The organism is Sphingomonas colocasiae, assembly GCF_019880585.1.
In the GTDB taxonomy this organism is placed as follows: Bacteria; Pseudomonadota; Alphaproteobacteria; order Sphingomonadales; family Sphingomonadaceae; genus Sphingobium_A; species Sphingobium_A colocasiae.
Genome location: NZ_JAINVV010000013.1, coordinates 13,987 through 28,369, shown reverse-complemented (window position 1 = coordinate 28,369; position 14,383 = coordinate 13,987). Strand labels below are relative to the sequence as shown.

Annotated in this window: 17 protein-coding genes; 11 read left to right on the top strand and 6 right to left on the bottom strand. The window is 66.1% G+C overall.

The window, feature by feature from the left end:
- Positions 1–11: 11 nt before the first annotated feature.
- A complete protein-coding gene (locus K7G82_RS25500) occupies positions 12–656 on the bottom strand; it encodes a cation efflux transmembrane domain-containing protein (protein ID WP_222993037.1) in 645 nt (214 codons plus the stop codon).
- A 62-nt stretch (positions 657–718) separates the two neighbouring features.
- On the opposite strand from K7G82_RS25500, the gene K7G82_RS25495 reads away from it, so the two are divergent.
- The 9 genes from K7G82_RS25495 to K7G82_RS25455 all read left to right on the top strand — a co-directional run bounded on the left by K7G82_RS25495 (position 719) and on the right by K7G82_RS25455 (position 10,211).
- Positions 719–1,108, top strand: coding sequence for a MerR family transcriptional regulator (locus K7G82_RS25495; RefSeq protein WP_222992791.1), 390 nt, complete (start codon positions 719–721; stop codon positions 1,106–1,108).
- A gap of 74 nt (positions 1,109–1,182) precedes the next feature.
- Positions 1,183–1,962 (top strand): metallophosphoesterase family protein, encoded by a 780-nt coding sequence (locus tag K7G82_RS25490; RefSeq protein WP_222992790.1) that lies wholly within the window; start codon positions 1,183–1,185, stop codon positions 1,960–1,962.
- A 97-nt stretch (positions 1,963–2,059) separates the two neighbouring features.
- Positions 2,060–4,438, top strand: coding sequence for a PAS domain-containing protein (locus tag K7G82_RS25485; RefSeq protein WP_246623894.1), 2,379 nt, complete (start codon positions 2,060–2,062; stop codon positions 4,436–4,438).
- 95 nt (positions 4,439–4,533) lie between these two features.
- On the top strand, positions 4,534–4,842 hold the full coding sequence (locus K7G82_RS25480) for a DUF485 domain-containing protein (protein WP_222992788.1): 309 nt from the start codon (positions 4,534–4,536) through the stop codon (positions 4,840–4,842).
- A complete protein-coding gene (locus K7G82_RS25475) occupies positions 4,839–6,533 on the top strand; it encodes a cation acetate symporter (RefSeq protein WP_222992787.1) in 1,695 nt (564 codons plus the stop codon). The genes K7G82_RS25480 and K7G82_RS25475 overlap by 4 nt, the downstream gene beginning before the upstream one ends.
- Positions 6,534–6,654: 121 nt before the next feature.
- Positions 6,655–7,278 (top strand): GbsR/MarR family transcriptional regulator, encoded by a 624-nt coding sequence (locus K7G82_RS25470; RefSeq protein WP_246623877.1) that lies wholly within the window; start codon positions 6,655–6,657, stop codon positions 7,276–7,278.
- Positions 7,279–7,513: 235 nt separating this feature from the next.
- Positions 7,514–8,203, top strand: a complete 690-nt coding sequence (locus tag K7G82_RS25465; protein ID WP_246623876.1) for a DUF4166 domain-containing protein — start codon at positions 7,514–7,516, stop codon at positions 8,201–8,203.
- Complete coding sequence (locus tag K7G82_RS25460; protein ID WP_222992786.1) at positions 8,200–8,598, top strand: thiol-disulfide oxidoreductase DCC family protein; 399 nt, start codon at positions 8,200–8,202, stop codon at positions 8,596–8,598. The genes K7G82_RS25465 and K7G82_RS25460 overlap by 4 nt, the downstream gene beginning before the upstream one ends.
- Positions 8,595–10,211, top strand: a complete 1,617-nt coding sequence (locus K7G82_RS25455) for a saccharopine dehydrogenase family protein (RefSeq protein WP_222992785.1) — start codon at positions 8,595–8,597, stop codon at positions 10,209–10,211. Before K7G82_RS25460 ends, K7G82_RS25455 begins: the two co-directional genes overlap by 4 nt.
- Before the next feature lie 19 nt (positions 10,212–10,230).
- Here K7G82_RS25455 and K7G82_RS25450 read toward each other — a convergent pair whose 3' ends face one another.
- The 5 genes from K7G82_RS25450 to K7G82_RS25430 form a co-directional block, all read right to left on the bottom strand.
- Complete coding sequence (locus K7G82_RS25450) at positions 10,231–10,734, bottom strand: hypothetical protein (protein WP_222992784.1); 504 nt, start codon at positions 10,732–10,734, stop codon at positions 10,231–10,233.
- Between the two features lie 82 nt (positions 10,735–10,816).
- Positions 10,817–11,374 (bottom strand): 30S ribosomal protein S9, encoded by a 558-nt coding sequence (gene rpsI / locus K7G82_RS25445; RefSeq protein WP_222992783.1) that lies wholly within the window; start codon positions 11,372–11,374, stop codon positions 10,817–10,819.
- Positions 11,374–11,853, bottom strand: coding sequence for a 50S ribosomal protein L13 (rplM, locus tag K7G82_RS25440; RefSeq protein ID WP_222992782.1), 480 nt, complete (start codon positions 11,851–11,853; stop codon positions 11,374–11,376). Before rplM ends, rpsI begins: the two co-directional genes overlap by 1 nt.
- Before the next feature lie 150 nt (positions 11,854–12,003).
- Positions 12,004–12,321, bottom strand: coding sequence for a divalent-cation tolerance protein CutA (gene cutA / locus K7G82_RS25435; RefSeq protein ID WP_343228648.1), 318 nt, complete (start codon positions 12,319–12,321; stop codon positions 12,004–12,006).
- Entirely contained in the window at positions 12,318–13,349 is a 1,032-nt protein-coding gene (locus K7G82_RS25430; RefSeq protein WP_222992781.1) for a COX15/CtaA family protein, read from the bottom strand. Before K7G82_RS25430 ends, cutA begins: the two co-directional genes overlap by 4 nt.
- A 120-nt stretch (positions 13,350–13,469) precedes the next feature.
- Between K7G82_RS25430 and K7G82_RS25425 the strand changes: the two genes are divergently transcribed.
- Both K7G82_RS25425 and K7G82_RS25420 read left to right on the top strand, forming a co-directional pair.
- Positions 13,470–13,838 carry a MerC domain-containing protein gene (locus K7G82_RS25425; protein ID WP_343228647.1) on the top strand — a complete coding sequence of 123 codons (369 nt, stop codon included), beginning with the start codon at positions 13,470–13,472 and terminating at the stop codon, positions 13,836–13,838.
- 55 nt (positions 13,839–13,893) lie between these two features.
- A complete protein-coding gene (locus tag K7G82_RS25420) occupies positions 13,894–14,355 on the top strand; it encodes a Fur family transcriptional regulator (RefSeq protein ID WP_222992779.1) in 462 nt (153 codons plus the stop codon).
- The last annotated feature ends 28 nt before the right edge of the window (positions 14,356–14,383 follow it).

Sequence of the window (14,383 nt, the reverse complement as noted above, 5' to 3'; positions counted from 1 at the left end):
GCCAGCCGCTATCACGACGCGGATTGCCCGGCAAGCGAACGGCCCGATGCGAGTTCACCAAGGGCCGCGCGGATCACCTGCCAGCCGCCGCTGATGCCGAGAACGGCCATCAGCAGCGCGACGATCAGATCGGGCAGGGCGCTGCCGGTGCCCGCCACGCCGAGCGCGGCGGCGAGGACCGCGATATTGCCGATCGCATCGTTGCGCGAGCAGATCCAGACCGATCGCATGTTCGCGTCGCCGGTGCGGTAGCGATACAGCATCAATGCGACGACAAGGTTCACGATCAGCGCGAGCGTGCCGATCACGCCCATGGCGACGGGTTCCGGGGCGGTGCCCGTCACAAAGGCCCAGGCCGCCGAACCAAGCACCCACAGACCGAAGCCCAGGATGGTGACGCCCTTGAGCAGCGCCGTGCGCGCGCGCCAGGCCAGCGCCATGCCCGCGACGCCCAGGCTGATCGCGTAATTGGCGGCATCGCCCAGGAAATCGAGCGCATCGGCCTGAAGCGCGCGGGAGTCGGCGGAAGCGCCCATGCCGAACTCGACGAAGAACATCGCCGCGTTGAGCAGCAGCGCGATCCAGAGCACGCGCCGCCACCGTGGATCGTTCAATGCCGTCTTGCCCGCTTTCGCGCCGCAGCAACCGTCCGCCATCGTCACTCGACTCCTCAATTCGAATCGGCTTATGCACCCTGTAGCAACTACAGGGTCAAGCGATGAAGATCGGCGAACTGGCGCGGGCGACGGGCACCAAGGTGGAGACGATCCGCTTCTACGAGAAATCCGGGCTGCTCGCGGCGCCCGGCCGGACCTCGGGCAATTACCGCGCTTATGGCGCCGATCATCTCGCGCGCCTGTCCTTTATCCGGCGTGCGCGCGATCTCGGCTTTTCGCTCGATCAGGTCCGCGCCTTGCTCGATCTTTCCGACGATCGCGCCCGGCCCTGCGGTGCCGTCGACGAGATCGCCCGCGCGCAGCTCGTCTCGGTGGACCGCAAGATCGCCGATCTGACCGCGCTCAGGCGCGAACTTTCCAGCCTGATCGATCAATGCGGGCGCGGGACGATCGCCGATTGCCGGATCATCGACGCGCTCGCGCCGGGCTGATCCCCCCGTTCTCCCCCTGCAGTGCGGCTCGTGACGCTGCGGGAACGGATTGCTCTCCTCGCCGTTGAGCGAAAATGGCATCGCGTATCTTCCATGTCAGCGATCTGCATTTCGGGCGTCAGGACCAGGCCGCGCTCGACTGGTTCGCCGCGCGGGTGGACGCGGAGCGCCCCGATGCCGTCGTCATCACCGGCGATCTCACTTATCGCGCGCGCAGCGCCGAGTTCGCGGCGGCCACCGAATGGCTGCAGCGGCTGAAGCTGCCCGTCACGATCGAGCCCGGCAATCACGATCTGCCCTATTTCAACCCCATCGCGCGGTTCTTCTCTCCCTATCGCCGCTATCGCCGGGTCGAGCGCGCGATCGAGGACCGGCTGGAAGTGGCGGGGATCTGCACCGTGCCGCTGCGCACCACCGCGCGCGCACAATGGCGCAGCAACTGGTCATGGGGCGTCGTTCGGCCCGTCAGCCTGGCGATGGCGGTGAAGGCGCTGGCCGATTGCCCCGCCGACCGGCTCAAGATCGTCACCTGCCATCATCCGCTGATCGACACCCAGGCGATGACGAAGCGCAGCCGGACGCTGGGCGGTGAAAAGGCGTTGGCGGCGCTGTCGGCCGCGGGCGCCGATGTCGTGCTGAGCGGCCATGTCCATGATCCCTTCGATGTTCGCCATCCCGTGGGCGGCCGCGCCGTGCGCCTGATCGGTGCGGGGACATTGTCCGAACGCGTGCGGACGACCGCGCCCAGCTTCAACGAACTGGTGCTGGCGCACGGCACGCTCGACGTGGCGGTGCATGTGATGCCCGTATCGGCGGCGCCATCGCCCGATGCTGGGGGCGGGGCCGCGCAATGACAGGCTATCTCTTTAATATATTTGCGTTATCATGAGTTCGTATCGGGCGGGTGGAAAGGCGCGGTCGAGCGGCTCCTCCCATCGGAATGGTGGCGTGATGGAAACGACCCCGGGCGAGGAAAAGCTGAGCGTTGCGCTCGATGCCGGCGGCATGGGCTGGTGGGAGCTCGATATTCCAACGCTGACGCTCGACGCGTCGCCCAATTGCAAGGCGAATTACGGCCGAACGCCCGACGAACCCTTCACCTATGACATGCTGCTGGCGCAGATCCATCCCGACGATCTTCAGCGGATGCGCGCGACCGCACGGCGATCGCTGGAGACGGGCGAGGATTACGACATCGAATATCGCTGCGTCTGGCCCGATGACAGCATCCATGTCCTGCAGATACGCGGCCGGGCAAGGCGCGATGCGCAGGGCGCGCTTTCCCGGATGATCGGTGTGAGCTGGGACGTGACCGCGCAGCGCGCGACCGAAGCGGCATTGCGGGCGAGCGAGGCGGCGCTGCGCGAGCAGACCGAACGGGTGCGGCTGGCGCAGGAGGCCGGGCAGGTCGGCGTTTTCGAATGGTTCCCCGAGACCGGCCTGGTCACGGTCTCCGATGCGTTCAGGCATTTATGGGGGCTGTCGCCCGATGCGCCGGTGACGGATGCGCTGCTGGTCTCGCGCATCCATCCCGACGATCGCCGGGTGGCCGGCCCGGCGCGGATCGAGATCGATGCCAATCCGCTGCAATATTCGGAATATCGCATCTTTCGCTTCGATACGGGCGAGGAGCGTTGGCTGGCGCGCCGTGGCGAGGTGCGGACGCGTGAGAGCGATCGGGTGCGCCGTTTCATCGGCGCCGTCATCGACATCACCGAACGCAAACATGCCGAAGCGGCGCTGCGCGAGAGCGAGGAACGTTTCCGGTTGATCGCCGATTCCTCGCCGGTGCCGATGTGGGTCAGCAAGCTCGGCGGCAAGCGCGAATTCGTGAACCGCGCCTATTGCGAGATGCTCGGCGCGTCATATGATGTCGCGGTCGATTATGACTGGCGACACCTGCTCCATCCCGACGATCTTCCGCGCATCCTGAAGGAGCAGATCGCGGGCGAAAGCTCGCACAAGCCGTTCACGCTGGAGGCGCGTTACCGTCTCTCCGACGGCGAATTCCATTGGCTGCGCTCGCAGAGCCAGCCGCGCTGGGGGCCGGATGGCGGGCATATCGGCTTTATCGGCGTCGCCCATGACGTGACGATGGCGAAACAGGCGGAGGCCGAGCTTCGCGGGCTGAACGATCGGCTGGAGGAGCGCGTGGCGGCGGCATTGTCCGCGCAGGCGGAGACGGAGGCGGCGCTGCGTCAGGCGCAGAAAATGGAAGCGGTCGGCCAGTTGACCGGCGGGATCGCCCATGACTTCAACAATCTGCTGACCCCGGTGATCGGCGGGCTCGAGATCGTTGTCGCGGGGGTGACCGATCCGCGCCATAAAAGGCTGGCGGAGGGCGCGCTGGAAGCGGCGCGGCGGGCGGCGAAGCTGACCGGCCAGTTGCTGGCCTTTTCGCGGATCCAGAAATTGAGCGTGAAGCCCGTCGATGTCGGCGCGCAGATCGGCCAGGTGATCGATCTGATGCGGCGCACGCTGGGGCCGGGGATCACGATCCGTTCGGAACTCGACGGTGCCGCCGGGTTTGCCATGTGCGACCCGCACCAGCTGGAAAACGCGGTGCTCAATCTCGCGATCAATGCGCGCGATGCCATGCCGAATGGTGGCACGCTGACGCTTTCGGCGCGGCGCACCAGGCTGGAGGGCGGCATCGATCACGAGGCTGGGGATTATGTCGCGGTTTCGGTGGAGGATACCGGCACCGGCATGACGCCGGAGATATTGCAGCGCGCGACCGAGCCCTTCTTCACCACCAAGCCGTTCGGGCAAGGCACCGGGCTTGGGCTCGCCCAGGTCTATGGGGTCGCGCATCAATCGGGCGGCACCGTGATGATCGACAGCGCGGTGGACATGGGCACCACCGTTTCGATCTACCTGCCCGCCGCCGATCTGGTCGTGGTCGCAGAACCCGTCCTGTCGGCCAGGGGGCGCCGGATCATGTCGCGCGGCGGCGCCCGTATCCTGCTGGTCGATGACGATGACGATGTGCGCGGTTTCCTTCAGGATGTGCTCGGCGCGTCGGGCTATGCCGTCACGGCGCTCGCCGATGGCGAGACATGCCTGGCGGATCTCGAGCAGCAGGCGCCCGATCTGCTGATGCTCGATTTCGCGATGCCCGGCCTCAACGGCGCCGAAACCGCGTTGATGGCGCGCCGCCGCCATCCCGATCTGCCGATCATCCTGGTGACGGGCTATGCCGACAGCGACGCGCTGGATGTCGCGGCGGGATATGGCGCCGTCATTCTGCGCAAACCGTTCGAACAGGCCGAACTGATGGCCGCGATCGAAGCGGCGATGCGGCCGCACGCGGGCGCTGCACCCCTCTGAAGGTCCGGACTTGCACCGGTTTTTTCGTCCGGAACCGGATGGACAGCACACCGCCGCGCATGCACAAGCCTTTGGCAACAAGAGGGGGGAGGAGCATGGCCGATCCGGTCGCCGACACGTTGGAACAGGATCCGCGCTATGCGGCGCTGCTGCGCGATCGTGCGCGCTTCGCCTGGCTGCTTTCGATCCTGATGTTCGCGGCGTTCCTCGGCTATATCGGCCTGATCGCCTTCGACAAGGCGGCGCTGGCCCGGCCGATCGGCGGCGGAGTGACCTCGCTCGGCATCCCCGCCGGCATCGGCCTGATCCTGTTCGCGATCCTGCTCACCGGATTTTACGTCTGGCGCGCCAATCGCGTCTATGACCGGCGCATGGCAGAGATCCTGGCGGCGCACCGTTCATGAACCCGCGTCTCCTGATCGTGCTGGCGCTGCTCGTCGCCGCGCCCGCGTCCGCCGCCGCGCTGGAAGGGCAGGCCGAACGCCAGCCCATCAACTGGGTGGCGATCGCGATGTTCCTGGCGTTCGTCACGCTGACATTGTGGATCACCCGCCGCGCCGCGCAACGCACGCGCACCGCATCCGATTTCTATACGGCGGGCGGCGGGATCAGCGGTTTCCAGAACGGACTGGCGATGGCGGGGGACTATATGTCCGCCGCGTCGTTCCTCGGCATTTCCGCGCAGATCTTCGCCGATGGCTATGACGGGCTGATCTATTCGACGGGCTTCATCGTCGGCTGGCCGATCCTGCTGTTCCTGATGGCGGAAAAGCTGCGCAACCTTGGCAAATACACCTTTGCCGACGTCGCATCCTATCGTTTCGCCCAGCCGCCCGTGCGCAGCTTCGCGGCCGCCAGCACCTTGCTCGTGGTCTGCTTCTATCTGATCGCGCAGATGGTCGGCGCGGGGCAGCTGATCAAGCTGCTGTTCGGTTTGCCCTATGGCTATGCGGTGATCGTCGTCGGCATGCTGATGATGGCCTATGTGCTGTTCGGCGGCATGCGCGCGACCACCTGGGTGCAGATCATCAAGGCGGTGATGCTGCTTTCCGGCGCCACCTTCATGGCGGTGATGGTGCTGGCGCAGTTCGGTTTCTCGCCCGAAGCTTTGTTCCGCCGCGCGGTGGAGGTGAAGACCGATCTGGCGCTGGCCGGCGGTGCCGCGCCCGACGCGGCGGCCGCGAAGGGCCTGTCGATCATGGCGCCCGGCAATTTCATCAAGGATCCGGTAAGCGCCATTTCGTTCGGCCTGGCGCTGATGCTGGGAACGGCCGGGCTGCCGCATATCCTGATGCGCTTCTTCACCGTGCCCGACGCCCAGGCGGCGCGCAAATCGGTGCTGTGGGCGACCACCTGGATCGGTTATTTCTACATCCTCACCTTCATCATCGGTTTCGGCGCGATCGTGCTGGTGGCGACCAATCCCGCCTATCTGGATGGAGAAGCACTGCGCGGCGGCGGCAACATGGCGGCGATCCACCTGGCGCATGCGATCGGCGGCAATGCCTTTCTCGGCTTCATCTCGGCGGTGGCGTTCGCGACGATCCTGGCGGTGGTGGCGGGGCTGACCCTGTCCGCAGCGTCGGCGGTGAGCCATGATCTCTATGCGACCGTGATCAAGAAGGGCGCGGCGGATTCTGCCGACGAACTGCGCGTCTCGCGCATCACGACATTGGCATTGGGCGCGCTCGCCATCCTGCTCGGCATCGCGTTCGAGAAGCAGAATGTCGCCTTCATGGTCAGCCTGGCCTTCGCGCTGGCGGCGTCGGGCAATTTCCCGGTGCTCGTCATGTCGCTGCTGTGGAGCGGCTGCACCACGCGCGGCGCGGCGATCGGCGGCACGATCGGATTGCTGACCGCGTTCGTGCTCACCGTGCTGTCACCCGCGATCTGGGTGAATGTGCTGGGCTTCACCGCCGCGCCGTTCCCGTACAGTTCGCCCGCGATCTTCTCCGTGCCCGCCGGTTTCCTCGCGATCTGGCTGATCTCGCTGATCGACACCAGCCCGCGTGCGGCGATCGACAAGGCGGGCTATCCCGCGCAGCGCCTGCGCGCGGAGACGGGCATCGGGGCTTCGGGCGCGAGCGATCATTAGGATTCACGCGTAATCCTTGTCCCGTCGCTCCAGCGAAAGCTGGAGCCCATTCAGTGTATCCAGCCTCTGTGTTGTCGACGCATCGCATGGGCTCCAGCTTCCGCTGGAGCGACGGAGCGGCTTGAACATCCCGCTTGACTCTCGCTCAGAAATATCAGAAATTTCTGTCATGACAGAAATAGCTGAAAAATCTGAAGCCCTCCCCGTCGCGGTGCGGCAATTCGTGCTGCACTGGGGGGAGATGGGCGGGCAATGGGGCGTCAACCGCTCCGTCGCGCAGATCCATGCCCTGCTTTATCTGAGCGACCGTCCGCTCAATGCGGACGAGATCGGCGAGAAATTGGGGATCGCGCGCAGCAACATCTCCAACTCGTTGAAGGAATTGCTGGGCTGGAAGCTCATCCGCCGCGTGCCGGTGATGGGTGATCGGCGCGAGCATTTCGAGGCCGAGGTCGACCTCTGGCAGATGCTCACGCGCATCGCCCAGGGCCGCAAGGAACGCGAGGTCGATCCCGCCGTCGCCGCGCTCAAGCAATGCCGTGCCGAGGCGCAGGACGATCCGCGCATCTCCCGCACCGCGCGTGAGCGGATCGAGGCGATGCATGATTTCGTGACGACGATGGACGATTGGCACCGCGAGATGATCACCATCCCGCCGGCCCGGTTGATGCTGCTCATCAAGATGGGGCGTAAGGTGCTCAATTTTCTGCCGCTCGGGCGGGGGAAGGTGAAGCCCGATGTGTGAGATTGTCTGCGGCTTTCTCAAGTCCGTCATGCCAGCCCTTCGACTGCCTGCAAGGCAGGCGCTCAGGATAAACTGCACCTCCGGTGCAGGCTGGCATCTCCTACAGGATATGGCGCGATCTGGTTGGCAGACCCCAGCTTTCGCTGGGGTGACGTGATCGGGGGCGAACGGACGGATCTGCCCGATCCACGACAGGTAATTTCTCTCCATACAGAAATAATCGAAGGAGGCGAAAATGGAACTGATGGCGGCACGGGGAGTGAGGGCCCGCTATCATCTGTGGCGGCGGACATGCGCCGTGCCCATGGACGACGCCGTCCATCCGTTCCGCGCGCTGCTCGGCGCCGAGCGCTGGAGCGCGTTGCCCGCCGCGGTGCGCGCGCGCTTCCGCCGGCGGATCGCGGCGGGCGCCTGCGTCACCTATGTCGGCGAAGTCAGCGAATGCCGGATGAGCAGGTTGGGCTGGCTGCTGGCCAATCTCGCGCGGCTGGTGGGCGCGCCGCTTCCGCTACACCGCGATACCGGCGTGCCCGCCTGCGTGACCGTGACCGAGGATATCGCGGGCGGCGGCCAGTTCTGGACGCGCCAATATGGCCGGCGGGACGGGTTCCCGCAGGTGATCTTCAGCGCCAAGCGTTTCACCGGCCCGACGGGAATCGAGGAATATCTGGGGCTGGGCCTGGGCGTCGCGCTTCGCCTTGCCGCCGAAGACGGCGTGCTCTGGTTTCTCAGCGATCATTATTTCCTGCGGTTCGGGCGTCTTCGTCTGCGCTTCCCGCGCTGGCTGGCGCCAGGCAGGCTCGCTGTGGGCCATGTCGATTGCGGCGGCGGCCGGTTCGCCTTCACGCTCGACCTGATCCACCCGATCGCGGGCGAGTTGATCCATCAATTGGCGGTCTTCGACGATCCGGAGCAGGACGCATGAGCGAGGGGCCGATCATCCTGTTCGATGCGATGTGCGTGCTCTGTTCGGCCAATGCCCGTTTCGTGCTGCGGTACGATCGGCGCGGGCATTTCCGGCTTGCCGCGATGCAGGGCGAAGTGGGGCAGGCGCTTTATCGCCGCTTCGGCATCGATCCTGCCGATCCGGACACGCTGATCGTCGTGAGCGGCGATCAGGCGCTGCGCAACAGCGATGCGATCTTCGCCATCTGGCGCGGGCTCGGCTGGCCCTGGCGCATGCTCTGCATCTTCCGTCTCGCGCCGCGCGGAATGCGCGATCCGCTCTATCGGCTGATCGCGCGCAATCGTTACCGGCTTTTCGGACGTCGCGAGACCTGCTGGGTGCCCGATGCGGCACAGCGGGAGAGGTTGCTGTGAAGCGTATCCTGATCATCGGCGGCTATGGCGGTTTCGGCGCGCGGCTGAGCCGGCGGTTGGTCGCGGCCGGCCATCGCGTGATCGTCGCAGGGCGCAGCGCGGAGAAGGGCGCCGCATTCTGCGCGGGCCTGGCCAATGCCGAGCCGGTGGTGGCGAACCGGACGCGTGGCATCGGCCTGGTCATGGCGCGGCTGCGGCCCGATCTGGTCATCGATGCGGCGGGGCCTTTCCAGTCCGGCGGGCATATCGTGCCCGAGGCCTGCATCGCGATGCGCATTCCCTATCTCGATCTGGCCGATGCCCGCGATTTCGTGACCGGAATCGGCGCGCTCGACACGGCGGCGCGGCGGGCGGGGGTGCCGATCATCGCCGGCGCATCGAGCGTGCCGGCATTGTCGGGGGCGGTGGCGCGGCATCTTGCCGCCGGCCTTGAACGTATCGACGCGGTCGAGATCGCGATCAGCGCATCCAACCGGTCGAGCGCGGGTGTTTCGGTGGCGAAGGCGATCCTCAGCTATGTCGGCCGGCCCATCCGGCTGTGGCGCGGCAGGCGCTGGGCGGCGGGTTTCGGCTGGCAGGAGATGCGCCACGCCGATTTCCTGCTGGCCGACGGGCATGGCATCAAGGGGCGGCTGGTCGCGCTTGCCGATGTGCCCGATCTCGATCTTATGCCTGCCGCCTTGCCGGGCCGGCCGGCGGTGACGTTCCGCGCCGGCACAGAACTGGGTTTCCAGATGATCGCCTTGTGGCTGGCGAGCTGGCCGGTGCGCTGGGGCTGGATGCGATCGCTGACGCGGAACGCGGCCTGGCTGTTGCCGCTCTACCGGATGACGCTGGGCCTGGGCGGCGCCCGTTCCGCAATGCGCGTGGAAGTGAAGGGCGATGGGTGCGCGCGGTGCTGGACGTTGGTCGCGGACAAGGGGGAGGGGCTGGAGGTTCCTACAATGGCGGCGGCGCTGCTGGCCGGCCGCGTGCTGGCCGGCGGCATGGCACCCGGCGCTTATGATGCCTCTGGCCTGCTCGATCTGGCCGATTTCGAACCGCTGTTCGCCACTCTGGCGATCCGGCATGCAATTGCCGAGCATGCGGTGCCGCCGCTTTATGCCCGGATCATGGGTGAGCGTTTCGCCGCTCTGCCGCCGGTGGTTCGTGCCATCCACCGGGTGAATGGCGATGGCGGTGCGACGGGTGAAGGGCGGGTGGAACGCGGCACCGGCATGATCGCGCGATTGATCGGGTGGGTCATGCGCTTTCCGCCGACCGGCGATTATCCGCTTCATGTCGCCTTTGCCGAGCGCGACGGCGTGGAACACTGGACACGCGATTTCGGCGGGCATCACTTCGCGAGCTGTTTGGCTCAGGACGGCGATTGCGTGACCGAGCGTTTCGGTCCCTTGCGGTTCGTCTTTGCGCTGCCGTCCGATCGGGCGGGGCTGCGCATGGTGCTGCGACGCTGGAGCGCCTTCGGCATCCGGCTGCCGCGCATGCTGGCGCCACGGATCGAGGCGCGGGAATGGGCGGAAGATGGCCGTTTCCACCTGATGGTCGATATCCGGATGCCGCTGATTGGCCCGATTGTGCGCTATACCGGCTGGCTGTGGCCGGCGGCTTGAAAACAACCGAAGGCGTTTTTCAACCCGTCGCCTGTCGCAGCCAGTGCGTCATCACCGGATAGGCGGGCATGCCGAAATTCTCGGCCTGGTGAGGCTCGGCGGTCATCCCGTACCATTGCAGCATCGGCGCGCCGATATAGTTGCGGTTGCTGAAGTTGCGCAGGACGGCACCACCGCCGCCGACCTGGCGATAGCCGCCTTCGTGAAAGATGATCTCCGGATCGATGCCGATCTCCAGCGCGGCGGCATAGGACCAGGCGATCGCCGCCATTTCCTGCCCCGGATCCGCCTCGACATCCTCGAGCCCGGCGCGCACCGCCGGATCGGTAACCGCGATATGCCCGGCCTCGTGCAACAGGTCGCCGGGCCATGCCAGCCGCTCCGCATCGAAGAACAGCGTACCTGCCCGGACGGTCAGACCGGGCAGCAGCGTTTCACCCTCGATCGGGCCGGCGACTGACGGAATGCCGATTCTGTCGAGAAACGCCAGAATCTTCGCGATGATGGGATCGTCGATCGTCATCGGGCTTTCCTAACCGTTCATGCAGCAACAAAAAAGGCGGCCCGTTTCCGGACCGCCTTTTCGTGTTCGGTGAGAACCGCTTTTAGCGCTTCGAGAACTGGAAGCTGCGGCGGGCCTTGGCCTTGCCATACTTCTTGCGCTCGACCGCGCGGCTGTCGCGGGTCAGGAAACCGGCGGCCTTGACGGGCGCGCGCAGCACGGGCTCGAACTTGGTCAGCGCCTGGCTGATGCCGTGCTTGACCGCACCGGCCTGGCCCGAAAGCCCGCCGCCCTTGACGGTGGCGATCACGTCATACTGACCTTCGCGGCCGGCAACGCCGAACGGCTGGTTGATGACGAGGCGCAGCGTCGGACGCGCGAAATAGACTTCCTGGTCGCGGCCATTGACCGTGATCTTGCCCGAGCCGGGCTTGATCCAGACGCGGGCGACCGCATCCTTGCGGCGGCCGGTGGCGTAGGCGCGGCCCTGCGCGTCGACTTCACGCTCGCGCAGCGGCATGGTCGGACGGACGGGCTCGGGCGCAGCCGCGACAGGCTCGCCTTCGGCCGAAACGGCCGGCGCCGGAGCGGCAGCCGCGGCGGGGGCTTCCGCGCCGGTCAGTTGAGCCAGATCGGAAAGCGATTGACGGGTATCGGACATCAGGCACCCACCTTGTTCTTGCGGTTCATGGCAGCGACGTCGAGCGTCTGGGGCTGCAGGCCCTCATGCGGATGCTCGGTGCCGTTATAGACGCGCAGGTTGCGCATCTGCTGGCGGCCCAGCGGGCCGCGCGGGATCATGCGCTCAACGGCCTTTTCGAGGACGCGCTCCGGAAAGCGGCCTTCGAGGACCTTGGCGGCGGTGATCGCCTTGATGCCGCCGGCATAGCCGGTGTGCTTGTAATAGACCTTGTCCTGCAGCTTCTTGCCCGTGAAGCGGACCTTGTCCGCGTTGATCACGATGACATTGTCGCCGCAATCGACGTGCGGGGTGTAGCTCGGCTTGTTCTTGCCGCGCAGGATATCGGCGATCACGACGGCGAGACGGCCGACGACGAGGCCCTCCGCATCGATCAGATGCCATTTCTTCTCCACCTCGGTCGGCTTTACCGAACGGGTGGTCTTCGCAAGCGCCTTCATGGGCCTGGACCTCTTTGGTTGAAACGAGCAACGCCGCCCTGGCGGACGGCGTCGTTGGAGCGGGCTAATGATCGATGATGCCCGCCAAGTCAAGCGAAACCGGGCTTTTCCAAACGGGTATCTGAATACCCTTCGATTAATCCCGCATGTTCAATCGGCTGTCTCGGCCATGATCCAGTCGCGATAGGGGGCGAAAGCCGCGCTTGTCGGCCATGCGATGGCGGCGGGCACGTCATAGTCGTGCAGCGCCGCGATCCGGGCGATCAGCCGATCGGCCAGCGTTTCCCGCGTCTTGAACAGCGCGGGCACTTCGGTCGCATTCTCGATTCCGCCCTGCCAGCGATAGATGGAGCGGCAGGGCGCCAATATGTTGACGCAGGCGGCGAGCCGTTCCTCGACGGTGATGCGGCCGATCCGTTCGGCATCCTCGGCCGAGCCGAACACCGCATAGACCGTCGCGACGGTCACCCCGCGCGCCGCCCGATGACGTGCAGTCCCCAGGTCGTGCTCGCGACGACAAGCGCCCCCACCGCCTGATGGAGCACGGCCAGCCAGAAATTCATGCCGGTGACGACGGTGGCGATGCCCAGCAGCACCTGAAGGCCGACGGTCGCGTGGATTGCCACGGCGGCCCTCCGCTCTCCGGCCTGCTTCGCCTTGCGGGCAAGCATCACCAGCGCGATCACCACCACCCAGGCCCACCAGCGATGGATGAAGTGGATCAGGAACGGATCGTTGCCGATGGTGGCGAGCGCGGAGCCGAGCCAGGTGACGCCTTCGGGGAAGACATGGTCGTTCATCAGCGGCCAGGTGCTGGAGACATAGCCCGCGTCGAGCCCGGCGGTGAAGGCGCCGAACAGCAACTGCACCAGCAGGATCAGGGCGACGACCAGGCCGAAGCCGGTCAGCCGCGCCGGCTTCGCGCCATGGGCCTGACTCTTCAGGTCGAATGCGGTCCACAACAGGCCGGCGATGATGAAAAGCGCCACCAGCAAATGGGTGGCGAGCCGGAAATGGCTCACATCGGTGCGCAGCACCAGGCCCGACGTCACCATCCACCAGCCGACCGCACCCTGCAGCCCGCCAAGAAAGAGCAGGGCGACGAGGCGCGGGCCGTAACCCGCCGGTATCTGGCGCTTCCACCAGAACCAGGCAAGCGGCAGCGCGAAGGCGAGGCCGATCACGCGCCCGAGCAGCCGGTGGATATATTCCCAGAAGAAGATGAACTTGAACGCCGCCAGATCCATGCCGTGATTGATCTGCTGATATTCCGGGATCTGCTGGTATTTCGCGAACTCCGCGAGCCATTGCGCCTCGGTGAGCGGCGGGATCGCGCCCGTGATCGGCTTCCATTCGGTGATGGAGAGCCCCGATTCGGTCAGCCGCGTGATGCCGCCCACGACGACCATCGCGAAGACCAGCGCGGCGACGATGCGGAGCCAGGCGATCAGCCGCGCAGGCGCGGGGGCGGGCGATGCGGGACGTGCGAGTGCCATGCGGCGCGCTATGCCGCGCGGCGGGGCGTGGTACAAGCGCCGAACGCCCGATCGGCGGCCCAAATGATATGTTGTAACTTTCCGCCGGCCGTGCCAAATGGACGGGCAACTGGAGTCGTCGTGAACAATATCGTGTCTCGCCTGGGGTCGCTCGACCGGCTGGCCATCGGCCTGTCGGGTCTGTGCGTCGTACATTGCGTGGCGAGCGCGATCGCGGTGGTGCTGCTCACCTCCGCCGGCGGCGTGTTCGTCGATCATCGCATCCATGAAGTCGGCCTGGTCCTGGCGATCGGCCTTGGCATCGTCGCGCTGGGTTTCGGCATTCGCGAACATGGCTTCGTGCTGCCTGCCGCGGTCGGCGCCTTGGGAATCGGCATGATGATGGGGGCGATCACCCTGGAGCATGACGGCAGCGAGATCATGTATACGATCCTCGGCGTCGCCGTGCTTGCGCTGGGCCACGATCTGAACCGGCGCGCGACCAACTAGAACGCCGTTCGTCAGTCTCGCTTGCCGCGAGGCCCTGCCGTGCCTAAATTGGGGCATGGCCCAGCATCACCACCATCACGAGCATGAGGGCGTCGCACTTTCCGACGCCGCCAAGGTCGCACTCGAGAAATCGGGCGAGCAATGGACCGATATGCGCGCCGCGATCTTCGACGTGCTTGCCGGCTTCGAAAAACCCGCATCCGCCTATGATATCGCAGAGGCGGTCTCCAAGGCGCGCGGGCGCCGCGTCGCCGCCAACAGCGTCTATCGCATCCTAGACCTGTTCGTCGGCGCCAATCTGGCGCGCCGGGTGGAAAGCGTGAACGCCTATGTCGCCAACGCACACCCCGATTGCCTGCACGATTGCATCTTCCTGGTGTGCGACAATTGCGGACAGGCGACGCATCTGGACGATGACAGCCTGTCGACGGGCGTTCGCGCCGCCGCGCGCAAGGCCGGCTTTTCGCCCGAACGGCCGGTCATCGAGGTCCATGGCCGCTGCGCCGACTGCGACTAGGATCGGACGGAATTCGGGCCATGCCGGC